The 26,000-nt window shown below is 30.0% G+C and carries 23 protein-coding genes; 16 read left to right on the forward strand and 7 right to left on the reverse strand.

Annotated features, from left to right (window positions below):
- Positions 1-138 precede the first annotated feature (138 nt).
- The 7 genes from D2A34_RS09270 (at position 139) to lgt (ending at position 6,077) form a co-directional block, all read left to right on the forward strand.
- Positions 139-1,164, forward strand: a complete 1,026-nt coding sequence (locus tag D2A34_RS09270) for a phosphodiester glycosidase family protein (RefSeq protein ID WP_079437851.1) — start codon at positions 139-141, stop codon at positions 1,162-1,164.
- A gap of 13 nt (positions 1,165-1,177) precedes the next feature.
- Complete coding sequence (locus D2A34_RS09275) at positions 1,178-2,221, forward strand: hypothetical protein (RefSeq protein ID WP_079437852.1); 1,044 nt, start codon at positions 1,178-1,180, stop codon at positions 2,219-2,221.
- A 145-nt stretch (positions 2,222-2,366) separates the two neighbouring features.
- Positions 2,367-2,618 (forward strand): TM1266 family iron-only hydrogenase system putative regulator, encoded by a 252-nt coding sequence (locus D2A34_RS09280; protein ID WP_079437853.1) that lies wholly within the window; start codon positions 2,367-2,369, stop codon positions 2,616-2,618.
- A gap of 54 nt (positions 2,619-2,672) precedes the next feature.
- The gene (locus tag D2A34_RS09285) at positions 2,673-3,542 is read left to right on the forward strand and encodes an SDR family oxidoreductase (protein WP_119366424.1); all 870 of its coding nucleotides are present in this window, start codon (positions 2,673-2,675) and stop codon (positions 3,540-3,542) included.
- A gap of 441 nt (positions 3,543-3,983) precedes the next feature.
- Positions 3,984-4,664: a cytochrome c biogenesis CcdA family protein gene (locus tag D2A34_RS09290; RefSeq protein WP_079437855.1), complete on the forward strand. Its 681-nt coding sequence runs from the start codon at positions 3,984-3,986 to the stop codon at positions 4,662-4,664.
- Positions 4,665-4,672: 8 nt separating this feature from the next.
- Entirely contained in the window at positions 4,673-5,278 is a 606-nt protein-coding gene (locus tag D2A34_RS09295; RefSeq protein WP_119366425.1) for a TlpA family protein disulfide reductase, read from the forward strand.
- 31 nt (positions 5,279-5,309) lie between these two features.
- Entirely contained in the window at positions 5,310-6,077 is a 768-nt protein-coding gene (gene lgt / locus D2A34_RS09300; protein WP_079437857.1) for a prolipoprotein diacylglyceryl transferase, read from the forward strand.
- A 169-nt stretch (positions 6,078-6,246) separates the two neighbouring features.
- On the opposite strand, the gene D2A34_RS09305 is transcribed toward lgt, so the two are convergent.
- Together D2A34_RS09305 and D2A34_RS09310 are read right to left on the reverse strand one after the other, a co-directional pair.
- Positions 6,247-6,825 carry a serine/threonine protein kinase gene (locus D2A34_RS09305; RefSeq protein WP_079437858.1) on the reverse strand — a complete coding sequence of 193 codons (579 nt, stop codon included), beginning with the start codon at positions 6,823-6,825 and terminating at the stop codon, positions 6,247-6,249.
- Between the two features lie 89 nt (positions 6,826-6,914).
- Positions 6,915-7,808 carry an AraC family transcriptional regulator gene (locus D2A34_RS09310; RefSeq protein WP_079437859.1) on the reverse strand — a complete coding sequence of 298 codons (894 nt, stop codon included), beginning with the start codon at positions 7,806-7,808 and terminating at the stop codon, positions 6,915-6,917.
- 475 nt (positions 7,809-8,283) lie between these two features.
- Between D2A34_RS09310 and D2A34_RS09315 the strand changes: the two genes are divergently transcribed.
- From D2A34_RS09315 to D2A34_RS09355, 9 genes are all read left to right on the forward strand, one after another.
- Positions 8,284-9,516: a sugar ABC transporter substrate-binding protein gene (locus D2A34_RS09315; protein WP_119366426.1), complete on the forward strand. Its 1,233-nt coding sequence runs from the start codon at positions 8,284-8,286 to the stop codon at positions 9,514-9,516.
- Positions 9,517-9,707: 191 nt separating this feature from the next.
- Positions 9,708-10,640: a carbohydrate ABC transporter permease gene (locus D2A34_RS09320; RefSeq protein WP_119366427.1), complete on the forward strand. Its 933-nt coding sequence runs from the start codon at positions 9,708-9,710 to the stop codon at positions 10,638-10,640.
- Between the two features lies 1 nt (position 10,641).
- Positions 10,642-11,520, forward strand: coding sequence for a sugar ABC transporter permease (locus tag D2A34_RS09325; protein ID WP_119366428.1), 879 nt, complete (start codon positions 10,642-10,644; stop codon positions 11,518-11,520).
- Between the two features lie 96 nt (positions 11,521-11,616).
- Entirely contained in the window at positions 11,617-13,374 is a 1,758-nt protein-coding gene (locus D2A34_RS09330; RefSeq protein ID WP_119366429.1) for a glycoside hydrolase family 13 protein, read from the forward strand.
- 794 nt (positions 13,375-14,168) lie between these two features.
- Entirely contained in the window at positions 14,169-15,575 is a 1,407-nt protein-coding gene (locus tag D2A34_RS09335; protein ID WP_119366430.1) for an amino acid permease, read from the forward strand.
- A 217-nt stretch (positions 15,576-15,792) separates the two neighbouring features.
- Entirely contained in the window at positions 15,793-16,749 is a 957-nt protein-coding gene (locus D2A34_RS09340; RefSeq protein WP_119366431.1) for a metallophosphoesterase family protein, read from the forward strand.
- A gap of 221 nt (positions 16,750-16,970) precedes the next feature.
- Positions 16,971-18,086: a tetratricopeptide repeat protein gene (locus D2A34_RS09345; RefSeq protein ID WP_119366432.1), complete on the forward strand. Its 1,116-nt coding sequence runs from the start codon at positions 16,971-16,973 to the stop codon at positions 18,084-18,086.
- A gap of 150 nt (positions 18,087-18,236) precedes the next feature.
- On the forward strand, positions 18,237-18,770 hold the full coding sequence (locus D2A34_RS09350) for a DUF3267 domain-containing protein (protein ID WP_182629333.1): 534 nt from the start codon (positions 18,237-18,239) through the stop codon (positions 18,768-18,770).
- 277 nt (positions 18,771-19,047) lie between these two features.
- Positions 19,048-19,212, forward strand: coding sequence for a CDIF630_02480 family spore surface protein (locus D2A34_RS09355; RefSeq protein ID WP_119366434.1), 165 nt, complete (start codon positions 19,048-19,050; stop codon positions 19,210-19,212).
- 317 nt (positions 19,213-19,529) lie between these two features.
- Here the strand turns inward: D2A34_RS09355 and nifJ are convergent, their stop codons facing one another.
- The 5 genes from nifJ to D2A34_RS09380 form a co-directional block, all read right to left on the reverse strand.
- Complete coding sequence (gene nifJ / locus D2A34_RS09360) at positions 19,530-23,048, reverse strand: pyruvate:ferredoxin (flavodoxin) oxidoreductase (protein ID WP_119366435.1); 3,519 nt, start codon at positions 23,046-23,048, stop codon at positions 19,530-19,532.
- 141 nt (positions 23,049-23,189) lie between these two features.
- Positions 23,190-23,513, reverse strand: a complete 324-nt coding sequence (locus D2A34_RS09365; protein ID WP_079437870.1) for a hypothetical protein — start codon at positions 23,511-23,513, stop codon at positions 23,190-23,192.
- Positions 23,514-23,575: 62 nt separating this feature from the next.
- On the reverse strand, positions 23,576-23,890 hold the full coding sequence (locus D2A34_RS09370; protein ID WP_079437871.1) for a hypothetical protein: 315 nt from the start codon (positions 23,888-23,890) through the stop codon (positions 23,576-23,578).
- A gap of 266 nt (positions 23,891-24,156) precedes the next feature.
- On the reverse strand, positions 24,157-25,188 hold the full coding sequence (locus D2A34_RS09375; protein ID WP_119366436.1) for a HAMP domain-containing sensor histidine kinase: 1,032 nt from the start codon (positions 25,186-25,188) through the stop codon (positions 24,157-24,159).
- Positions 25,178-25,858, reverse strand: coding sequence for a response regulator transcription factor (locus tag D2A34_RS09380; RefSeq protein WP_119366437.1), 681 nt, complete (start codon positions 25,856-25,858; stop codon positions 25,178-25,180). The genes D2A34_RS09375 and D2A34_RS09380 overlap by 11 nt, the downstream gene beginning before the upstream one ends.
- Positions 25,859-26,000: the final 142 nt, after the last annotated feature.

Genomic DNA, 26,000 nt, shown 5'->3' on the forward strand with positions numbered 1-26,000 from the left:
AGATAGAGATTGGTTCCTATTTTATAAATATCTCTTTTTAAATATATTTTTAATTTTTTTGTAACAACTATGCAAATAATTTTCTATATAATAGGAAATAATGAAGATATTAAGTAAAGCATATAATTGGAGGAATACATGGATAAACAAGTTAATCGTAGACCTAAAAAACGGAAAAAGAAAAAGAAATCTAATACAAAAGTACTATTAAGAGGAGTATTGGATATGCTTATATTCCTAGTTGTAACTACGCCTCTTGTGTTTTTTTTAGGACCCTATGATAATACTAGAAAAACATTAATCTCAACAGTACTTGCAACAAGACACGCGTACTTAATAAATGATATAATCCCTAAACCATTATTAGATAAAATGCTTGGAATTGAAGAAAATGATGATAGTGCAGAGGTTTTCCAAGACATGAAAAAGGTAAATGTTAAATATACAGTTGGTAATGAGGTTAACAGATATAAAGTACATGAACAAAGGTTTGATGCATATATATTAGAAATAAAAAATCCTTTGAAGGTTAAGGTGGCAATGACCAAGTTTTTAGGGAAAATGGGGCAAAAAACAAGTGATATGGCTGGTGAACATAATGCCGTTGCAGCCATTAATGGTGGTTCATTTATAGATAAATCTTCTGATGGAACTGCATATGCAGGTACTGGTTCAGAACCTGGTGGTTTTGTAATTTCTGGTGGAAAAGTTGTTTACCCACAAGGAAACGTTAATGAGAATACAATTGAAAATGTTGTTGCATTTACAAAAAATGGAGAGCTTATAGTTGGGGATCATTCAATCTCTCAGCTTAAAAAATTAAATGTTCAAGAAGCTATGTGCTTTAGAAAACCTAATATTATAATTAATGGAGTAAGGCAAGTGAAAAATAAAATGGAGGAAGGTCTTAACCCAAGAACTGCTGTTGGTCAAAAGGCGGATGGAACAATAATCTTTTTAGTTATAGATGGACGGAAAGTAACATCACCTGGCGCTAGCTTATATGATGTTCAAGAAATCATGATGAGTAGAGGCGCGGTTAACGCAGGAGCTCTTGATGGCGGATACTCATCAACCATGTATTATAAAGGCAATGTAATAAATTCTCCTAATGCTTGGGATGGTGAAAGATCTGTTGCCACAGCATTTTATGTAGAACAATAAAGGAGAGAAATTTATGAATAAGAATATAAAGAGAAGATTAACGTGGTTTGCAATTGCTTTAATATTGCAGCAAAGCATATTTTTATATGTAGATAAAGTGTATTTAGGTTCAGATATTAGCATACAGGCAGAGAAAATTGATGAAGAAGAAGATATAGCAGATAAAAAAACAGAAATCGATATAAAAAGTAACATAAGTGAAATTAAAGTATCTTCAGATGGTAGATTTGTTTCATATATAGATGGAAACAAGCTGAAAATATTGGATAGTAATGATAACAAAGAGACAGAATGTGAGCTTGATAGTGGTGCACAGGTATCATTTTATAAGTGGTTAAATAATGAAGATAATATGATTGTAATCCAAAAAATAAAAGACAAAGGGATATACTACTTTGAACCTATATCGTTTGATGCTAAAAAAGGAGAAGTTAGAGATCTTGCAGATTTTGACTTGAATAAAATGAGAATTAGGCTTAATAGTTCCAAAGAGGAGATAAGTAACGTAGTATTTTCAACATTAACACATAGCTTATATATTAAGGTCAAAAAAGGCGATGGGAAATATGATTTATATTACGCAAACGTTATGAATCAATTAAAAAAGGTAAAGAGTGATAAAGTTTTAGGGAGTGTAGTAGTTCCCACAACTAGTACAAATGCGGTTATGGAAGAAGGTGCATCTATAACAGTACTAAATGCTAAAGCACCTTTATCAATACCTAATGTTAAAAGTTCTAAAATATTAGGAGCAGATGTGAATGATAATGTATATTTTGGTGAGATAGAAAATAACAAGGTTAATAAGATATTCTATGCAGTATTATCAGATGCAAATAAAAAGTGGAATTCATTAAATCTAAAGGAGCCAGTAGATAAAACTGATATAGTTATTGATTATTCAGGTAAGGTATATATTAATAATAAATCAGAAAATAGTGTTTTAGAGTTAATAAGCAACAAATCAATAAAATATAAAGGTAATTTTGTTCAATCTTATTCTAAAGGTATTATTTCAAGAGTTGATAATAAGCTAATAAAAAATAAGTTAGAATAAAAAAATATAGACGACTTTAATTTAGTGAATAATATATATGAAATAGGAAAAAATATAATGTATAAAATTTTGAATAGTATAAAAATAAGATCTTCATATTAAAGAAGATCTTATTTTTATATTAAGAACGATGGAGGAATAGAAAATGTCAAAATTAGGAGTAGTTAGTGCAATATTAGAGCATCCAAAGGAAGTTCAAGATGAGTTTAATGATGTTGTTGCATCATTTAGAGGCAGTATAAAAGGAAGAATGGGAATACCATTTGCGGATGAATTGTCAGTTATCTCTATAGCGCTTACGGGTGAAACAGAGGAGGTTATTAACGAGTTTTCAGAGCAGCTTGAAAGTATAGATGGAGTATCGGTGAAAACTTCAATAGCTAAAATAGATGTCTAATAATTTAGTGAGAAAAAATAAAGTGATTGTATGTAATTAATGGGGGGATCTTAAATGGAAAAAATATTGATAACAGGTGGAAAAGGATTTTTTTCCAGCAGATTAGTGCAATATTATAAGGGAAAATACGAATTTTTAGTTACAGATAAAGATGAGTTAGATATTACAGATGAAAAGAATGTAAATGAAATCTTTGAAAAGTTTAATCCTGATATTGTTATTCATGCAGCGGCTATAGCAGTAACTGATTTTTGTAATAAGAATCCAGAAGCTGCTTATAAAATTAATGTAAATGGAGCTATAAATGTAGCAAAAGCAACAAAAAAGATTGGTGGAAAACTTGTGTTTATAAGCAGTGAACAAGTATTTAATGGAAATACAAATCCTGGTCCATTCAAAGAAGAAGATGAAGCTGTTCCTGATACAGTGTATGGTAAAAATAAGCTTGAAGCAGAAAAATCATTAAGAGATATAATTGATGAACTATGGATTGTTAGATTCACATGGCTTTTTGGATTGCCAGATAGAAATTGTGGTATGGCAGGAAATATCTTGTGGGAGACTATCAGCAGTATTATGAAAAATGAAAAAATTACAGTTTCAAGCAATGAATTTAGAGGAATGACCTATGTTTATAATATGATTGAAAATTTCCAAATATTATTCAAATCTCCTTATGGAACATATCATTTAGGTAGTGAAAACAATCAAAATAGGTATGAAATAGTAAAATCTATTTTTAAAAAACTTGGTCTTGAAAGCAGGATAGATGAGCTAATAATAGAAGATAAAGAAAAATACAAAACAAACCCAAGAGATATAAGATTAAATTGCGATAAGGCACGTTCCACTGGAATGAATTTTTATACTACAGATGAGGCATTAGAAATCTGTATTAAAGAATATGGAATAAACCTTAGATAGTTTTATGAAAATTTATGCTATAGACTAAAATATAATTGCATAACAGAGTTAATATCCATAGAAGAATATGAGATCTATAGGATATTAGCTCTATTTTTATACAATCATTTCAAGAAGTCTTATAGATTCAAATTCGTCTTTATTCATAGATAAACAATATATAAATTAGATTTATGGAGTGATCTCCTAAATTGTATATTTAACCTATAATTAAAATGACTATCCATACGTATTAACTTTGAGTGTATCACTATACTAGAAACCGAAACACAATATGTTACTTATTTCGGTAAGTGACACATAAGTCTAAGTTATATGCGGTATATATAGAAAATATTATATATAATAACTATAATTTTAAATTAATGATATAATGTATTAGTAAAGAATAAGTATATATTAGAGGTCCATATATTTTTATTCATATGAAAGGATAAGGGAATGGAATATTTTTTATTATTTTTAGAGGGAATTATAACATTTATCTCGCCCTGCATATTGCCTCTATTACCATTATATATTTCTTACTTCGCTGGCGATAACTTGAGCAGAGCCGAGAAAAATGAAAGTAGTGCACTTACCAATTCTTTAGGGTTCGTATTAGGCTTTACTGTAGTATTTACTTTACTCGGAGGATTAGCAGGTTCATTAGGAAATTTAATAAAAAGGCAAAGCATAATTTTGAATATCATAAGTGGAATAATAATTATTATATTCGGTCTTAACTATATGGGAGTAATTAAAATTGGATTTTTGGAGAAAACTTTGAAATTGAACATTAAAATAAAATCTTTTAAATTTTTCTCTTCTGTTTTATTTGGAATAATATTTGCTATAGGATGGACCCCGTGTATAGGTACATTTCTAGGCTCAGCATTAATGATTGCAGTGAATTCGAGACATATAATAAAAGGGATAGTAATGCTGCTTATTTATAGTTTGGGATTAGGAATACCATTTATAATATGTGCGGTTTTAATTGATAATTTAAAGGAAACTTTTAATTTTATTAAGAAGAATTATAGTATAATAAATTATGTATCTGGAATTATGCTTGTTTTAATAGGTATATCTATTATGACTGGGCACTTAAATAGGATACTTTCGCTTTTTAAGTTTTAGGAGGAACTATGGAAAATAGGAAAAAATTAATTATATTAATAATAGGTTTTTTAGGATTTGCCGCATTTCTAGTAGTTACATATTTTGGATATGGTTTGTTGTCTTCAGAATATAATAAAAAGAATGTTACTATACAGGCAGAAAAAGATGGCGATGAGAACAAGCAGAGTACAAAACCATCAAAATTTAAAGCAAAAGTAATGGCAGAAGATTTCACTGTTTATAATGAAAATTCTAAAGAGGTAAAGTTATCAGATTATAGAGGAACTCCTGTAGTGCTAAATTTTTGGGCTAGTTGGTGTCCGCCTTGTAGAGAAGAAATGCCTGCATTTAACGAAATGTCAAATAAGTACAAGGATAAAGTAGCCATATTAATGATAAACTTAACTGATGGGCAAAGGGAAACAGTAGATGATGCAAAAAAATTTATTAAGGAAAATGATTATAATATGAAAGTTTTATTTGATAATGAAATGGATGCATCAGATAAATATAATATTACAGCTATACCAAGGACAATTATTATAGATAAAGATGGATATATTATTAATGATTATTCAGGTGGAATATCAAAAGATATTTTAGAAAGCAAGATAAAATCATTAATTAAATAAAAATACTGACTAAAGAAAAGAGGAATTATTTATGAATCCAGTAGCCTTCCAAATTGGAACTTTTGAAATAAGATGGTATGGGATATTGATAGCGTTAGGCGTTATAGCAGCTATATTACTAGCTAGTTATAATTCTAAGAAAAATGATGTAGATTTTGATACAATACTTGACTGTTTTTTTATAGCTTTTCCGGCTGCCATAGTTGGAGCAAGAGCGTATTATGTAATTTTTGAATTTCAAAACTACCAAAATAATTTAATGGATATATTTAATATTAGAAAAGGCGGATTAGCTATACATGGTGGGTTGATAGGTGCTTTTATAGCAACTTATATCTTTTTCAAAATAAAAAAACTGAAAATGCTAAAGTATTTAGATGTAGTTGCTCCATCAATTATATTAGCTCAAGCTATTGGAAGATGGGGGAATTTCATGAATGGAGAAGCGCATGGTGGGGAAGTGCCTTATGAATTTATAAGTAAATTTCCAGGGTTCATTCAAAAAGGTATGAATATTGGTGGAACTTATTATCATCCAACTTTCTTGTATGAGTCAATGTGGAATCTTATGGTATGTGTAATATTATTAGTAATTTTATATAAGAAAAGCCGTCATAATGATGGAATTGTTATAGGAAGCTACATATCATTATACTCACTAGGAAGATTCTTTATAGAAGGATTGAGAACTGATAGCTTGATGCTTGGAAACATAAGAGTAGCCCAACTAATAAGTATTGCGGGTATTTTGTTAGGAGTAGGACTTATACTATTTGCTAGGAGAAATAAGTCTAGATAGAACTTTTGTTTTATATACAGCACATAATTAAGTGACAGGGCACTACTTGATTAGTACCCTGTCTTCTGTTTAATAAATTAATTAATGTTTCCGATGATATTTTTATGGTTTTTAGGATTAAGAAAAAGAGTATTATTAAAACATTTGGTAAAGTAAGGATATAAATCTTCTAACAGGCATACATGTTAATACGTATCACTTTTTTTGATGTATACTTAAAGTAGTTATATCCATTAACCCAATATTTAATGAGCTGAGGATTATACATTAGAAGGTTTTTTAAAAATTCATCAAATAGGTCTAGCTTTACAAGTACTTTAATAATTTCCTTTGGGTACGGAGTCTTTTTTATAAATACTTTTCTAGGATCAATAACTTGTATCTGTTCATTCTTATCTACAAATATATGAGCATTTCTAATATCAAGCCTTGTAAATTTTAAGCGTTTAAATTCTTCTATAAGGCTTATAAGCTCAATGGAAAGATTATAAGATAAACCATTTTTTTTAACATAATCATAAAGATTATCTCCTTGAACATAATCTCTCAAAATCATATTATTTGCTATGAATAATACTTTAGGAAAGAATCTACTGTCATTAACTACTTCAAGAAGCTTTGCTTCATCCTCAGCTTTTCTTTTATTATGAAATATCTTTAGGGCGTATCCTTCAGGAGTCAAATAGACAGCGCCTTCTTTACCTTTACCTAAGAATTCACACTCTTTTGTATCTAATACGTATCTCATCTTATCACTTTATAGAATTACTTTAGGTATTATATGAATTAGGGCATTTCGATTCTACTCAATTTTAATTTATTAAGAAGAAATTATACTTAAAGTAATTTATTCTTATTTTCTAAATCTTTTCTGTATGCATAAGGGGTTTGACCATAGTATTCTTTAAAAGAGTTTATGAATGATTTAATATTAGGAAAACCATTATCAAAAGCTAATTGGTTAATTGATAAATCTGTGTTAACTAAATCCATATATGCAGATTTAAGGCGTTTGTTTTTTAAATATGTGCCAACAGTTATACCCATATATTTCTTGAAAATTGTTGCAAGATATTCTTTTGTGATATCGTATCTGCATGCTATTTCATCTAAAGAAATATTATCCTTAAAATTATTATCAATAAATTCTGTAATGATTTTAAAACGCTCCAAATGCTTTTGAGTTTTAAGAGTTATGTGGGTATCTTTTTCAATTCCATAATTGTATAGTAGTAAATATAGAATTTCATACAAGTAACTATTTATTTTTAAATGATGAAATTTATTATTAGGTTTTTCTTCTTCAACAAATAGAAGGGATTTATTACTAATTTTCATATCGTCCACATACATGCCACAGATTTCCTCATGAATTTCATTGAGCTTGTCTATCACATTAAAATTCTTTTTGTCCAGCTTAAATTCTATATTATCTATCTCTGGATAATTATCTTTTATAAAATCATATGAAATTAAGATAGATAAAGTTGTAGCTTTATCTTTACTATATTCATCTACGGAATGTATATCTCCGCTATTAACTAAAATAAGCTCTTTATTTCGTATTGAGTGAATTGCACCATTTATATGACTTACGAAGCTACCTTCATAAGAATATATTAATTCTAAATCCTTGTGCCAATGTCTATAAACTACTTCAGGAGAAGAATTTATAATAATTTTGGCAGGAATATTTTTGGGAGTTGTAACTATTTCATAATTATATTCCATATATAAAATCTCCTTTACGCAATAATTTATTATGTGAGTTCTGTGATATTATAAAAAATATTAATAATTGGCAATGTTTTTTATAATATAAACCTATATTATAAATGAATATAGCATTATAATAGTTAATGTAAACGATGTTCAGATAAGAACTATAAAAAGTTCATATCTGATAGAATTCATTAATTGTGTTAGAATATTCAAAATGCATACATCACAATTATTTTTATACAGGTTCCAGAAAACAATTCTAAAAGTGCAATTCAACATATCTCATTTAATGTTGATATATCATAATTATTTTTGGTACCGATTCCAAATGGCTGTATGACTTTCTTTTTATAAATAAATTTGTTGTTATAATAATTATACTAGATTATGGAATAAAAGTCATTGCATATATTTTTAAACCTAAAATCAAAAGTTATTAGGCTTGAAAAAATTTAAAAGTACAAAATTATAGGGGGAATATGAAATGGTAAAAAATAAGAAAATACTGTCGTTAATAATGACAACAGCATTAATGATGGGAACATTAGCTGGATGCTCAGGAGGATCAAAAGATGCAGCAACAAGTAGCAGCTCAGGTGGTGATAAAACAATAACAGTATGGTCACACATGACTTCTGAATCAGAATTTCCAAAATTTCAAGAATTAGTAGAAAAATGGGGCAAAGATAAAGGAGTTAAAGTTAACTGCGTCGATGATAAAGGTAAGATTCAAGAATACATGCAAGCGGCGAACAGCTCTTCAGCTCCAGATATAATGATTGGTATACCTCATGATAATTTAGGTACATTCCAAAAAGCTGGTTTACTTGCGGAAGTACCAAGTGGTTTACTAGATCCAAGTAAGTATACTTCTAAGGGACCTATTGATGCCGTAACTATAGGCGGTAAACAATATGGAGTTCCATATGCTCAAGAAACAGTGTCCTTATTCATTAATAAAGACAAGGTTAAAGAAGTTCCAAAATCTTTTGAGGAACTAGTAACTAAGGCGAAGGAACCAGGCGTTGGATTCTCATACAGTGTTAATGCTTTATTTTATAATTTAGGATTCCTTACAACTCAAGGAGGATATGTATTTAAGAACAATAACGGAACACTTGATCCAAATGATATAGGACTTTCAAATGAAGGTGCAATAAAGGGATTACAATTTATTCAAGATCTAGTTATTAAAGATAAACTTTTGGCGCCAGATACTACTGATGATATTGCTAAAAATAGATTCATGTCAGGAGATGCAGCATTCTATATCTCAGGAGCATGGGATACTGCATCAGCTAAAGCGGCAAATATTAACTATGAAATTGCCGCAATGCCAACATTTGGTGGAAAAAATGTTACAACTGCTCTAGGAGTTCAAACAGCATTTGTAGCTGAAAAATCACCAAATAAAGATATTGCTTGGGATTTAATGAAATATATACAAGATAATATCAATCCAATAATAATAGACAGTGGCAGAATTCCAGTGACTAAAGAAGGCGTAGAAAGTGATGCATTTAAGGCGAATAAGGACATGATTGCATTTGCAGAACAAGCAAAATATGCTGTTCCAATGCCAAATATTCCAGAAATGCAAGCTGTATGGACTCCGGCAGGCAACATGTTAACTGCAATGACAGCAGGACAACAAGATCCTAAGACAACTGGAGAAGAAATTGTAAAGCAAATAAAAGAAGGTATAGCTCAACAATAATATAGTTGAAATAGGGGGAATATACTTCCCCTTATTTCATATAATAGAAATTTGAATTTGCAAATAATGGTTTATCACAATATTTTTATATAGAATACTTGATGAATCTAATTATATAAATAGATAAAGATTGATAGAAAGAATATTATTATTCTAAATTTTATTTTTTTATGCTAAAGAGGGAGGCAATCATGAAAAGTAAAGAAATAGTAAAAAGTAAAAAGAATTATATCGCAATTCCTTTTTTATCACCAGCCTTAATTTCAATATTCATATTATCATTTTTACCGATAATTTATACAATATATATTGCGTTTACAGATTATACACAATATTCAAAAGGTGTTATTCATGTTGTAGGTATTGCAAATTTTATAGAAGTGTTTAAGGGACCATTTAGCAAGGTATTCTTCCCTGTATTTGCATGGACTATGGTTTATGCTGTATTAGCAACACTTGGAGGTTTTTTATTAGGTCTTATTATGGCTATACTAGTTAACAATGAGAACATAAAGGAAAGAGGTTTTTACAAGGCGATTTTGGTTGTTCCATGGGCATTGCCAGGTACAGTTGCTGTACTTTCGTTTCAAGGTTTGTTTAATGGAACATATGGAGCTATCAATAATTTACTTATTAGCATGCATCTTATAATAAAACCAATTCCTTGGTTAACAAACGCTACTTATGCACAGGCAGTGGTAGTAGTTGTTACAGTATGGCTAGGGTTTCCATATATGATGAATGTTTGCTTAGGCGCTCTGCAGGCAATACCAAAGTCCTATTATGAAGCGGCAGAGGTTGATGGAGCTAGTAAATTTACTCAATTTTTAAAAATAACATTACCTTCTCTTGCGCAAACAGCATATCCATTGGTAATAACAAGTTTTGCATTTAACTTTAATAATTTCGGAACAGCATTTTTAATAACTAACGGTGCACCGGCTAGAGCAGGGACACAATTTGCAGGTTATACAGATATACTTGCATCAGTTAACTATAGATTGTCAATGCAATTTGGAAGATATGAAATAGCTTCAACTATAAGTATTATTATATTTATAATATTAGGAACAATTTCATTTATTCAAATGAAAGCATCAAGGCAATTTGAGGAGGTTAATTAAGATGGTATCAATTGAAAATCAAAAAGTTGAAGTATTAAAGTATAAAAAGAAAACAAGGCCTGCTCAGAGAAGAGCTGCATGGGCCTCAAGAGTTGTAATCTGGTTTATGTGTATAATAGTGCTTATACCATTAATGGCTGTTGTTACAGCATCATTAGCTAAAGGTCAGGGATTTACACAATCATCTATTTTTCCTAAAACTATTACATTAGAGAATTATATTAAAGTCTTAACTAAAACTCAATTTTTAATATGGGTTAAAAATTCGATGATTCTTTGCACAGCTGTAGCTGTAATACAGCTATTATTGACAATGCCGGCGGCTTTTGCCTTCTCTAAAATTAAATTTAAAGGCAGGAAATATGGACTTATGTCGCTTTTATTGCTACAAATGTTTCCAACAACTATGGCGTTACCAGCAATATTAGGTGTTGCTTATAAATACAACATGATGGACAAGTTAGGCGCATTAGTATTACTTTTAGCTGGAGGAAGCGCATATAATATTTGGCTCATGAAAGGATACATGGATAGTATTCCAAAAGAACTAACTGAATCTGCTTATATAGATGGGGCATCAACTTTTCAAGCATTTACAAAAATAATAATTCCCCTAATAAGAAATATGATAGTGGTAATTTTTATTTTTGCTTTTATTGGAACATATAGTGAATTTTATTTTACATCAGCACTTATAAAAGCTAAAGAAGCTCAAACTGTGGCAACAGGTATGAGAGACTTCATTAGAGATCAATATTCAGCAAACTGGACCCAGTTCTCTGCGGCTGCAGTAATGGCGACAGTACCAATTGTTGCAATATTCGTTGTTACACAAAAATTCTTTGCAAAAGGATTAACCGCTGGATCAGTAAAAGGATGATGTAGAGAAAGGTTATGTAAGATTTTTATTTACTATATATTATAATTTGAATAGCGTATCAGCTATCTCGAAGTGAAAAGGAGAAAGATTAGCATTATGAAATTTGAAGCAGTATATCATAGAACTTCAGATAACTTATGTTATCCAATTAATGAATATGATTTAATTATAAATTTAAAAACAGGTTATGATATAAAAAAAGTATTTATACATTATGGAGATCCTTTTGCAACAGGAATCTTAGGTGGGGAGTGGAAATGGGAAGGTAAAAGAGAAGAAATTGCATATAAAAAGAGACTTAAGCAACAACTTTGGTGGACAACTACATTGAAGCCGGAGTTCAAGAGATGTAGATACTATTTTGAATTAGTAGGAGAGAAAGAGACTTGGTTTTACTTTGAAGATGGTTTTCTAAGTGAAAAGCAAATGCATATGGATGGAAGAATGCTTCAATGTTTTACATTTCCTTGGATGAATAGCGCAGATGTAAATATAACTCCTGACTGGGTAAATGATATAGTATGGTATCAAATATTTCCGGAACGTTTTTGTAATGGAGATCCGTCAATTAATACTGAGGGCGTAAAACCTTGGCATAAGGGGAAAGTTACAAATAAGGAATATTACGGCGGAGATTTGCAAGGTATATTAAATAAATTAGATTATTTAGAAGATCTAGGAATTACAGGACTTTACTTGACTCCTATATTTCAAGCCGTTTCAACTCATAAGTACGATACTACTGATTATATGAAAATTGATTCTGGTTTTGGAGATGAAGAGGTATTTAGAAAGCTCGTAAATGCAGCTCATGAAAAAGGAATTAAGATCATGCTTGATGGAGTATTTAATCATTGCGGGACTAAGTTTTGGCCTTGGATTGATGTTGTAGAGAGGGGGCCAAAATCGAAGTACTTTAATTGGTTCATGGTAAATAAATGGCCTTTTGAAAATAATAATCGAGATACAAAAGATGGAAGGTTTTACTCTTTTGCTTTCACTGAAAAGATGCCAAAGCTAAATACAAATAACCCTGAAGTAATTGATTATTTAATCAATGTTTGTGAATATTGGGTGAAAAACTATGATATTGATGGTTTTAGATTAGATGTAGCAAATGAAATATCACACAAGTTTTGTAAGACATTAAGGCAAAAGATGAAAGCTATAAAACCAGATTTCTATATTTTGGGGGAGATATGGCATGATTCAATTTCTTGGCTTAGAGGAGATGAATTTGATGCTGTTATGAATTATCCTTTAACTAACAGCATATCTGATTTTTGGATTGATGATAGTCTAACTAAGGAAGATTTCGAATATACAATTAATAGATGCTATACCATGTATATGCAACAAAATAATGATGTGTTGTTTAATTTGTTGGATTCTCACGATACTGAAAGGTTAATTTCTAAAGTAAAGGATATTAATATATTTTATCAACAACTGGCCGTTCTCTTCACAATGCCTGGAAGCCCATGTATATATTATGGAACAGAAATAGTTCTTGAAGGGGAACACGATCCGGATTGCAGAAGATGTATGCCATGGGATGAAATTGAAGGTGGGCAGCATGATGTTAAGATTGGCATTATGAAACAGTTTGTTAAACTTAGAAAAGAACAAAAATTATTTAAAAGCCGGAATTTTCACTTTCCTAACACTATTAAGGATAATAGGGTAATAGAATATATTAAAATTGATGAGTATGGCGATAATAAGATAGAGATATTACTAAATTGTTCTGATAATGATATTTTAATTGACGAGAGTGGAGAAATTCTATTTAGCAATCGATACTCAGACAATAAATTATTTAAATACGGTACATTGATAAGAAAAGTAATCTAAAATAGTTGCCATTGTCATAAATAATATATACAAGTTGTACCCAAATAGAATAATTTTTGATTTTGATTCAGCTTATTATTTTTAATACTTTTGCCACACTACTGACATATTCACGCTGTAATATATTAAGTGTAAGATAGTTGAAAATTATTTACCCCTATTAAAATATAATTATTAACCAATATTTGAATGGCTTATTACGTCCTAGTAAGTCATTCTTTTTTTTTGTTCTAAATTATGGGTCTTTGATAGGGGATATTTTCAAAAATACTAAATATTAGAGAGTATCTCTTTAATGAATTATAAATTTTTATATAAAAAATTATAATTTGTGATTTTATTTATAAAGGAATAAAACATTGAATAATAGGAAATTTAATATTAAATATATAAAATTAAATGTGCCCAATTATTAAAAAAGAAATTTTTAACTTTAAAGAAATGTTTTTATTTCCTAGGCATGGATTTTTATAAACAATAAAATAAATAAGTAATATTGCTTTAAAATGAGTTATAATCATCTGTTTAAGCGTTTTTGTTATATGAGTTTTCCTTTTGGGAATATAATACTTAAGGTAATAATGATGAATATTTTCACTGCGAAAATAAAAATTATAAAAAAATTCAAATTATCATTATATCAATAGCTTGCCGAGTATTATCGAAATATGTTAAAATAGCAAGTGATTTGTTAAAAGTTTATAATTTCTCAGCATATATATTTAAAAGCTGAAAAATTAGCATATTAAAACGTAAATATTTGGGGCATATATTAATTAAATAGGAGGACCCTTATGAACATTTTCAAGAAAAAGTCAGTAGATAAGATGCTGAAAGGTGCTCAGCAAACATCCCTAAAGAGGAATCTTAAAGCTAAGGATATAGCTGCATTTGGGATTGGAGCAGTAGTTGGAGTAGGTATCTTTGTCGCAACAGGAACAGGTGCACATTTAGCAGGACCTGCCGTAATTATTTCATTTATTTTAGCAGGTATAGTAGCAGGTTTATGCGCACTATGTTATTGTGAACTGTCAACAATGTTTCCGGTAGCAGGAAGTACATATTCGTATTCGTATATAGTATTTGGTGAAATAATCGCTATGATAATTGGTTGGTGTCTTACTGCGGAATATCTGGTTGCATGTAGTGCAGTAGCATCGGGATGGTCGGGTACTTTTGTTGGTATTCTAAAATCAGTAGGCGTATCTCTTCCGGCAGTATTTACTTCATCACCAAGTAAGGGTGGAATAGTAGATTTACCAGCTGTATTAATAATTGCAATAATAACTTACATATTATATTATGGTATGAAGGAAAGTGCTAGAGTTAATAATCTTATTGTAGGAATAAAGATATCAATAATTATTATATTTATAGTACTTGGATTGGGACATATAGATACTGCTAATTATCAACCTTTTGCTCCATTTGGATTTAAAGGGATTTTTGCAGCAACAGCTACTATATTCTTCTCGTTTATAGGATTTGATGCTATTTCTACAGCTGCAGAAGAGGCTGAAAATCCAAAGAGAGACATTCCGATTGGACTTATAATTTGTTTAATAGCAGTTACTTTGCTTTATGTTTCAGTAGCTATTGTATTAACAGGAATGGTTCCTTTCGGTGAAATTATTTCGGAAAATGCAGTACCAGGAGCTTTAGCTAGAGTTGGTATAAAATGGGGTGCAGCGTTAGTAGGAACAGGTGCTATTCTTGGAATGATTTCTACTATGATGGTAGTGCTTTATGGCCAAGTTAGAGTATTTATGGTTATGTCAAGAGATGGTCTTTTACCAAAAGTATTTTCAAAAGTACACTCTACTCATAAGACACCACATATATCAACTATAATAACTGGAAGTATAGCTGCAATAATAGCAGGATTTTTACCATTAGATATTATAGTAGAATTTTTAAGTACAGGTACATTATTAAGTTTTATAGCAGTATCTGTTGCAGTTATAGTGCTTAGAAAAACAATGCCAGATTTTAAAAGAATTTTTAAAACACCAGGAGTTCCATTTACTCCATTAATTTCAATAATATGTTGTGTAGTTTTATTATGCGGATTGAAATTAATAACATGGATAGGTTTCATAGTTTGGCTTATTATAGGACTTATAGTATATTTCGTTTATGGAAGAAAGCACAGTGTTCTTCAAAATGAAAAAGATTCAGAGGATTCAGAGAATGCTGTATAAATAATTAATAAAAATTATTAAAAGTTTTAAGTAGGTACAAATTATAAAAAAGTAATTTAATGAGTTGCAATAAGTAATAAAAATGCTTTCAAATTAAATATATAAAGATGAACCACATATTAAGTTGATCAACTAATATGTGGTTTGTTTTATTATTTATAAAGAATATGATATATTTTTCATAAAGCTGATTAAAATAAGGAAGAGGTGAGTAATAATGAGGAAGATAAAGAAAGTAGTTATTTCCATTATATTAATAATTGCAGGAGTAGCAGCAGTTATATATATGAATAAACCCAAACCTATAGATAAAAGTGCAGCATCGAAAGTACCTGATGTGGATCTTGCTTTTGCAGTACTTGGCGATGTCCATGAAAATATTGATAGCTTTCAGGAGTCAATAAATGATTTATATAAAATAAATCCAGGTATGGATGCTTTGGTTTTAAACGGTGATACTGTAGACCAAGGAATTGAAAAACAATATGACTCAGTTAAGAAAACCATTAATAAAAATAAAGATTTACTGCCTAAAATAATTATTAAGAATATAGGTAATCATGAATTTTTCAACTATGATATAGAGGTTAATTCACCAGAACAGGTTCAAACATTCATAAATAGATATCTTGAATTTGCTGAAGAAGATAAAGTGTATCACGATACATGGGTAAAAGATTATCATTTTATATCTCTAGGATCGGAAGATGGTAATTCAGAAACTATGAATTCCATAACAGCTTTTATATCTGAAGAACAACAAAAATGGCTAAAAGAAAAGTTGGCTGAAAAATATCAAAAAGGGAAACCGATATTTGTATTCTTACATCAACCATTAAATAGCGGAAATGGAGCAAATAGCTGGGTTGGTGTTAAACAAAGTGATCAAGTTAAAGAAATATTATCTAAATATCCTGAAGTAATACTATTCTCTTCTCATACTCATAGAGACTTAGATGAAAATAGTGTAGTATTAAATCAACCATTTACAATGGTCCATACTGGTGCTGTTCACTATACTATAATTCCTGATCAAGGTAGTGAAGGTGGCAGGAGGAGAGAACCTTATATTAAAGGTTTATATATCGAAGTCAATGGAGATAAGGTTGTTATTCAAGGGAGAAATATTAAAGATAAGCAGTGGATATTTACTAAGGAAATTTCTAAAGAATGATTAACTTTATTATCTAAATATCTATCTACCCTTTAAAAAAGAAAATTTGATTTTATCAATGAGACTTTTTATTGTGTTTTGTGACATAATTTGCTAAACTTTATATATAAATATTAGTTAAAGTTTAATAAATGTGGAAAGTTTAGTTTTTTTTATAATAATAGAGTATCAAATGAAGAGGTACTATGCGTTATTATGTAAAATTTTAAGGGGGAGATTAGTTGGTTAATTTTGATCTGGAAATAAAAAAAGCTCAGCCAATCAATATAAGAGAAATGGAATTAAACAAACATGGAATTAATGATAACATCAAAAAATCTATAATTTTATATAATATGGCCATAGGAGACATACGAAAAGGTAAATTAGAGCTAGCTATAAATGATTTGAAGAAATCTTTGTCTTACAATAAGGAATTTTCAGATGCATTAAAACTTAAGGGGTTATGCCATGTTAATATGAAAGAATATAAGAAAGGTGAAAAAATATTTAAAAAGCTTTCTAAGGATTTAATATACAATGAATTGGCAAATGAATACATACAAAGTTTAATAACCCAAAAATTAATTGCTAAAAATAATGTAATAGACATAGATGAAATTAAATATATACCTAATAATGATTTCAAGAAATCTACATCAGCTAAACGTTCAACAGGCAGCATTGTAATAGGTTTATTAATTATAATGACGATTATTACTGGAGCAGGGGCAAGTCGTTTCTATTCATATAATATTCAAGATTTTTTAGATAGATTTAAAGGTAATAATAATATGATTGATTCAGAGGAAGAAACTGATAAGCTTTTAGATGAAAGTGAAGGTTTGGATAAAGAAAATATTACTTATGAAGAAAACAAAAGTGTGCCACAAGGGATAGAGGATTCTAAAGTAGAAGCAGATAAGAACAAGAGTAACGAGGACATTATAAATAAGTTAAATGATACTGAGAAAGCTTTTAAGGATGGTAATTATGAGAAGGCTGCCGGTATTTTAATAAGTATAAAAAATACTAATTTTGATAGTGAAACTAAAATGAAGTTTGATAAGTTGTGGAAAGATTTAAATCCTAATGCATTATGGAGTATATATAATCAAGGCAATAAGTTGTATAAGCAAAAAAAGTATTCTGAAGCACTTCCGAAGTTAATAATAGCATCAGAAATTGATCCTAATCTATACCTTATGCCATGGATTACATATCAAATAGGGACATGCTATAAAGAAACAAATGATAAAGTTAATGCGCTTATTTACTTCAAGAAAGTAAAAGAAAATTATCCAAAGTCAAATTACGTTTCAAATGCTGAAATGATGATAAATGAAATAGGAAATTAGTTTCATGATATTTATTATGAATCGTACAATTTAGATTTTCTAAAAATAGATATTATAATCACTACTCCATGAAATGCAAAAAAATAGTTTACTTTAGTGTAGGATTAGAATAAAAAATATATGTCAATACTCCATAGTGGAGGTGTTGATATGTCTTTTAAAGTTTCATGGAAACTTCATGCAGTATGTTTTATTATAGCATTTCTATTCTGTTTAATAGAGCAAGAAAATATCTACAATTTGTTTGCAAATATGTTATTTCATAATAATATGATGAGTATTACAGGGACTGAGTTTATAAAACTTAATATTTCTATTATAATAATTTTTTCTATTGTAGCGTGTATACATGAGTTGATTCATGGTTTTGTTTATAGAATCTTTGGTGGTAAGGTAAGATATGGTTTTAAAGTGTTATATGCTTATGTTCAGGAAGTTTCGGGAAATCCACTGCATAGAACGAAGTTTCTATTAGTTCTTTTAGCTCCAGTAACCATAATTTCTGTAGCTTCAATATTTATCTCGGGAAATATTGGAACTATAATATTTATATTAAATTTTTTAGGAAGCATGGGAGATTTATTAATGGCTTTCTATCTATGTAAAACTAGTGAAAATAGTTATATTATTGATAAAGAATATGGATTTGATGTTGTAGAGAAGATTGGTAATAGTTATAAGTAGGTATAATTTTAATAAATAGAGAAGCACAAGTAAAATTTAAATCTTTGTTTTGGTTTAGTAAAAGTCTTATTAGGAGGCTTTTATTTTTTGTCATATACTATTTTTTTAGCTTAACGAGTAAAATATAAGAAGCTTCATAAAATATAAAAGTAGTATCTGCCTCTTAACTAATAGTAAGTTAAGAATTAATTGCAGTTATACTTTTCATTTTTATGCTAATACTATTATTAATCTCAAGTTATTAAAACTCTATTGAACAAAAAAGGAGGCTTTACACATGACAAATAGATTTAAAGAAAAATTTGTTGGTATGCCAATAGAAAAGCATGATGCAGCAGCATGGGCTAATATGGAAGATGCACAACCAGTATCTAACGTAAATATTCCTAGCGAAATACAAGTAAGAAATGCAAAAGAATATGTAGATACAAATCAAAAGTAAGTATATGTCCATCGCTGAAATAAGAAGCATGTTTTATTACGGTTTCTAAGGAATTTTTATGGATGATTCTAAATTAGAAGTTGTACCCAAAATGCTAGTCTCAAAAGCGAGTTTGAACTAGCATATTTGGAACAACTTCTAATCAAGAATCATAGCCATCAAAATTCCAATGAAACACTTCACAAAACATGCTTCTTATTTCTAGTGGAATATAACTTTTGATTTTCAAACTATCGTATAAAAAAATCCCCGAAAAATCGAGGATTTTTTTATTTTATTTACTATATTATTGATAAGGTATTTGAAGCGTTTCTTGTTTAATATTGCATATCAGCTAAACGCTTATAAGTATCATATCTTTCTTTTGCGTTCTTTTCTGCTTCGTCAAATAATTTATCTGCTATTTCTGGGAATACGTTCATTAGGGATGAGTAACGTATTTCACCATGTAAGAAATCTTTATATGGAGCAGAAGGTTCTTTAGATTCAAGTAAGAATGGATTCTTGCCTTCATCTTTTAATAATGGGTTATATCTATATAGGTGCCAGTATCCAGAGTCTACAGCTTTCTTTTCCTCTTTAATACTATTGCCCATACCAACTTTTATACCATGGCTGATACATGGAGCATAAGCTATAATTATTGATGGACCTGGATATTTTTCGGCTTCAGCAATTACTTTGATTGCATGATTCATGTTTGCACCCATAGCTATTTGAGCAACATATACATAACCGTAGCTCATAGCCATTAGTCCTAAATCTTTCTTTCTAGTTTTCTTACCTGCTGCAGCGAATTTTGCTACTTGAGCAGTTTGAGTTGATTTTGAAGCCTGACCTCCAGTGTTAGAGTATATTTCAGTATCCATTACAAATATGTTTACATCGTCGCCCATAGCAAGCACTTGGTCAACTCCGCCATAACCTATATCGTAAGCCCATCCGTCTCCGCCAAGTATCCAGTGAGATTTCTTAATTAAATAATCTTTTCTTTCTAATATTTCTTTTGCAATTTCACTGTTAGAATCCTTTAAAACTTCTAAAATTTTAGCAGAGGCTGTTTTTGAACCGTTTCCATCATTAAAATTATCAAGCCACTCACGGAATGCATTCTTAATATCATCATTAAAGTCAGATGATTCTAATCCTTCATTCATTAAGTTTGCAAGTTTTTCTCTAATTTGTTTAACACCAAGGAAAATACCATATCCGAATTCAGCATTGTCTTCAAATAATGAATTTGCCCAAGCTGGACCTTTTCCTTCGGCATTTGTGGTGTAAGCAATAGAGGGAGCACTTGCACCCCAAATAGATGAACATCCAGTTGCATTTGCAATTATCATTCTTTCTCCAAAAAGTTGTGTTAAAAGTCTTATGTATGGTGTTTCACCACATCCTGGGCAAGCACCGTTAAATTCTAAAAGAGGTCTAACTAATTGACTACCCTTTAAGGTGTTTCTGTCAATTAAATCTTCCTTAGGAGTAAGCCTCATCGCATATTCCCAATTTTCTGCCTGTTCTAATATTTGTTCTTCAGCTGGCTTCATTATAAGAGCTTTGCCAGGAGCAGGACATACATCTGCGCAGTTTCCGCAGCCTGTGCAGTCTAACGGAGCTATTTGTATTCTGTATCCATAGTCTTCTAGGTCCTTTCCGGCAGCTTTCTTTGTGATAAAGTCTTCAGGAGCATTGTTCTTTTCGTTTTCATTAACTAAGAATTGACGTATAGTTGCATGAGGGCAGATAAATGCACATTGACCACATTGAATACACTTATCTGTCTGCCATTCAGGAACGTTAACAGCAATTCCACGTTTTTCGTAAGCAGTTGTACCAAGTGGGAAAGTACCATCTTCCATACCTGCAAAAGCACTTGTTGGTAATTCATCGCCTTCAAGTCTTGCCATAGGACGTTGAATATTCTTAACGAAATCTGGTTCGTTTTTAACTGGTTTATTACTTTCTTCTGCATTAGCCCAAGAGTCAGGTATATTAACTTCATTTAATGAATCTATGCCTCTATCCACAGCATCATGATTCATTTTAACTATTTTATCACCTTTTTTACCATATAGTTTTGAAATAGAATCTTTTAAATATTTAACTGCATCTTCTACAGGGATAACGTTTGCCAATTTAAAGAAAGCAGATTGCATTATCATATTAATTCTATTTCCAAGACCTATCTCACCAGCAATAGCAATCGCATCTATAGTGTAGAATTTTATATTGTTTTTTGCTATATATCTTTTATATGCCGCTGGAAGTTTATCTTCAATTTCATCTTTATCCCATGGGCAGTTAAGTACAAAAGTTCCGTTGTTCTTTAATCCTTTTAAAATATCAAAATTATAAATAAAAGATTTGTTGTGACACGCAACATAATCTGCATTATAAACTAAATAAGGAGATTTTATAGGGCTCTTACCGAATCTTAAATGTGAGACAGTAGTACCACCAGACTTTTTACTATCATAAGAAAAGTATGCTTGAGCATATAAATCCGTATTATCACCTATAATTTTAACAGCGCTCTTATTAGCTCCAACTGTACCATCTGATCCTAGTCCCCAGAACTTACAGCTGATAGTACCTTGTGGTGTTGTATCAATTATTTCCCCTTCAGGTAGAGAAGTGTTAGTTATATCATCAACTATACCAACAGTGAAATTATCTTTCGGTTTATCTGATTTAAGATTATCAAATACAGAAATAATTTGAGATGGTCTTGTATCCTTAGAGGCTAAACCATATCTTCCTCCAACTATTACTGGTTTATTATTTTCATTGTAGAAAAGTTTAGTAACATCTAAGTATAGTGGTTCCGCAGGTGCGCCAGGCTCTTTTGTTCTATCTAAAACAGCTATTCTCTTAACAGACTTAGGTAAAACATTAAAGAAGTATTTATCACAGAATGGTCTGTATAAATGAACTTTTATCATACCAACTTTTTCGCCTTTTTCTCTTAGGTAGTCTACAACTTCACTTATAGTATCACATACTGAACCTATAGCTACTATAATATTTTCAGCTTCTGGATCACCGTAGTAATCAAATGGATGATATTCTCTTCCAGTAATATTCTTTAATTCCTTCATATAATCTTCCACTATGTCAGGCACTGCATTAAAGAAAGGATTCTGTGCTTCTCTTCCTTGGAAGTATATATCAGGGTTTTGTGCTGTACCTCTAGCAACTGGATGTTCTGGATTTAAAGCTCTATCTCTAAAAGCTTTTAAGGCAGATTTATCTACAAGGCTAGTTACTGCATCAAAATTTGGTACTTCAATTTTTTGATATTCATGTGATGTTCTAAAACCATCAAAGAAATGGGTAAATGGGACTCTTCCTTTAATTGCACTTAAATGAGCTATGCAGGCTAAATCCAGTACCTCTTGAACGCTGCTTGATGCAAGCATAGCAAATCCAGTTTGTCTAGTTGCCATAACATCTTGGTGGTCTCCAAATATTGATAGAGCATGAGTTGCAATTGCACGAGCAGTTACATGAAATACTGCTGGTAAAAGTTCACCGGCTATCTTATACATATTCGGTATCATAAGAAGCAATCCTTGAGATGCTGTATATGTTGTAGTTAATGCTCCACCTTGAAGTGATCCATGTACGGCACCAGCAGCACCAGCTTCTGATTGCATCTCAGCTACTTTAACTGGTTGATTAAACATGTTTTTCTTTCCGTGGGCAGACCATTCATCAACCCCCTCAGCCATTGGTGTAGAAGGAGTTATTGGATATATTGCAGCCACTTCAGTAAAATTATATGAAGCATATGCTGCGGCTTGGTTTCCGTCCATTGTTTTTGTGACTTTTTGCATTAGACTAGTCCTCCTCGTATGTTTTCTATATATCATCTAAATTTTTTATCTCATTTATTATTTGAAAACTGAGGAAAAGTATACATATTTATAATAGTCATAGTGAGTTTTTAATAAAAAATAGAAGAAAACATTAGTTTTTTATTTTAACATAATATCAGGAGATATATTAATTTCACCACCGCCGATTAGTACAATCTTATAGCCTGGCTGTAGTGAAATTAAGTTGTACTTTTTTGATTGTGGTTTTAGACGAACACCTTGAAGAGGTTGAGCATGAGAATCAAAAATAATCACATAAATACGTTCATTAAAAGAAATATTTTGTACTGTATAAGTTGTATTTTCTGATATAGTTAAATCAGTAACTTTATAGAATCCTTCTTTAAGCGATTTTGGATTTGCTGCTGCAGGTTCAGTAAAGATAAGTAAGAAACATAAAAGTAAAAAAAAGAATTTTTTCATCAAATAACTACCTTTCAAATTTGAATTTTGGTGTAAGAATAAAAATAAACTATGGATTACATTTAATTTATAGTGATGCTGTCATTGGTGACTACCAAAAGTTTATATCCTAGTTCTATAGGAACTAAAATATATTCTTTCGATTCAGGTTTTAATAGCATGTATTGTTGAGTCAACTGATTGGAGTCAAAAATCATTATAAAGGCATATTCAGTATCAGAATTATTTTGAACAGTATGAGTAGCATTTTGAGATAAATTTAAATCTGATGCCCCATAAAGACCTTCAGTTAAGTATCTTGAATCAGCCATAGAAGGTGTTATAAATATATATAATGATAAAAAAGTTAATAATAAAATGAAAATAAATTTTTTCACTGGTTATATCTCCTTTGAATATTGTTGGACCAATATATTACTTTGCTTAACATATTTCAATTAATGTTATTATTGCATTACTTATAGTATTATGGAAATTTGATTATTTATTCAGTAAGATGATAGGTTTTTAGAGTGAATTGTTTTAAGATATTCAAGGTTATTCGATAGAAATTTATATAATAAAAAACTGCATTTAGATCAATTAATATAGCTCTGTCATTAGAGAAAATTAATTGATCGAAATACAGTTTATAAAAGTTCAATTAATATGGTAATTTAACAGTAAAAGTAGAACCAGTACCTAATTCACTTTGTACTTCTATTGTGCCGTTACATAAATCAATAATTCTTTTTACAAGAGCTAACCCCAAGCCATTGCCTTCAGAAGAATGTGATTTATCTCCTTGGTAAAACTTTTCAAATATATGTTTTTGAACATCTTCTGAAATTCCTATGCCGTTGTCTGAAATTGTAGTGATAATAAAGCTATCATATCGTTTTAGCGTACAAGCAATAGTTCCATTATCAGGAGTGAATTTTATTGCATTGCTAAAGAGATTTGCCCATACCTGCATTAGAAGTTCTTCATTTCCATAGAAAGTTATTTCATCTAAGTCAAGATCTAAATCAATATTTTTACTAGTCCATTTTGACTCAAAAAGCAATAAAGTCTGTCTTAGTTGTTCATCTAATTTAAATTTGTTTTTTTCTGCGATGATACCTTGATTTTCTAATCTTGAAATTTGCAAAATAATACCAACTAAATTCGATAATCTTTTTGTATTATTAAGAATTTTCTTGGTGTATTCATTTTTTTCTTTATCTGTTAAATTATCGCTCTGCAACAGCATTGTATATCCCTCTATAGATGCAAGAGGGGTTTTAAATTCATGAGATACGTTGGCAATAAAGTCATTACGAAAAGTCTCTATATTATTTAGTTCTCTTACCATTATATTGAAATTTTGAGACATTTCTTTAAGTTCTTCTATATGATATTTATTTTCATCTAATTGAATATTAAAGTTACCCTTACCAACTTCCATTAATGCCCCACTGAACTTTACAAGGGGAGACAATATTCTCTTCCCTACCACAGCTGAAATACTTGTTCCAACAATAACGCTAACAGCATATAAATTAAGAATTGGGTATAGTATATTATTAGGAGGAGAGAAAACTTTCATATGTAGAGAAATAGCTAAGAGAGCAGAAATCACCCCCGAAGCAAGAATGATTAAAAAAATTATGACTGAAAAAACTAATCCTAGTTTTAAAGAGTGTTTACGATTCATGTTTTTTCACCACCTTATATCCAAGGCCTCTTACAGTTAGGATTTCAAAGTCATTATTATTCTTAAAACGATCTCGCAATCGATTAATATGTACATCCACTGTTCTAATATCTGTTTCAGAGTCAAGGCCCCAAAACTCGTCCATAAGCTGTTGTCTTGTAAAGATACGCCCAGGATAAGAAATAAGCTTATATAGAATTAGAAATTCTTTTTGGGGAAGTAATATTGTTTCGCCATTTTGGTAAACAGACAGAGAATCATATTCAAGTATGGTTTCACCAACACACTGTTTTCTTTCATTAATACTTTTAGCCCTTCTAAGTAAGGCTCCAACTCTTAGTATCATTTCATTAACATCTATGGGTTTAACCATATAATCATCAGTACCAAGCATAAACCCACGTTGCTTATCTTGAAAGCTTTCTCTAGCTGTAATTATTAAGATTGGAATATTAAATTGAGTCTCTCTAATAGTTTTAGTTAATTCAAAACCATCCATATTAGGCATCATAATATCAGAAATAATTAGATCAATATATTCTCTATCTAAAATATCAAGAGCCTCAATACCATCTCTTGCACATGTTGAATTGTAACCGTTTTTCACTAAAACGGTAGAAAATAATTCGCATAATTCTTTATCGTCCTCAACAATTAAAATATGAAACATTCAGCTAACCTCCTTAACTGTCCTTATTATACTATGCGTAAAATATTTTTTAAAGTTAATAAATTAGTTATAAAAAAATATTTTTATCATAAGAATTATTATATTTTTATAACTAAATTTATAAATAAGGCGAAAAGTTTAA

The organism is Clostridium chromiireducens (assembly GCF_003575225.1).
Taxonomy (GTDB): Bacteria; Bacillota; Clostridia; order Clostridiales; family Clostridiaceae; genus Clostridium; species Clostridium chromiireducens.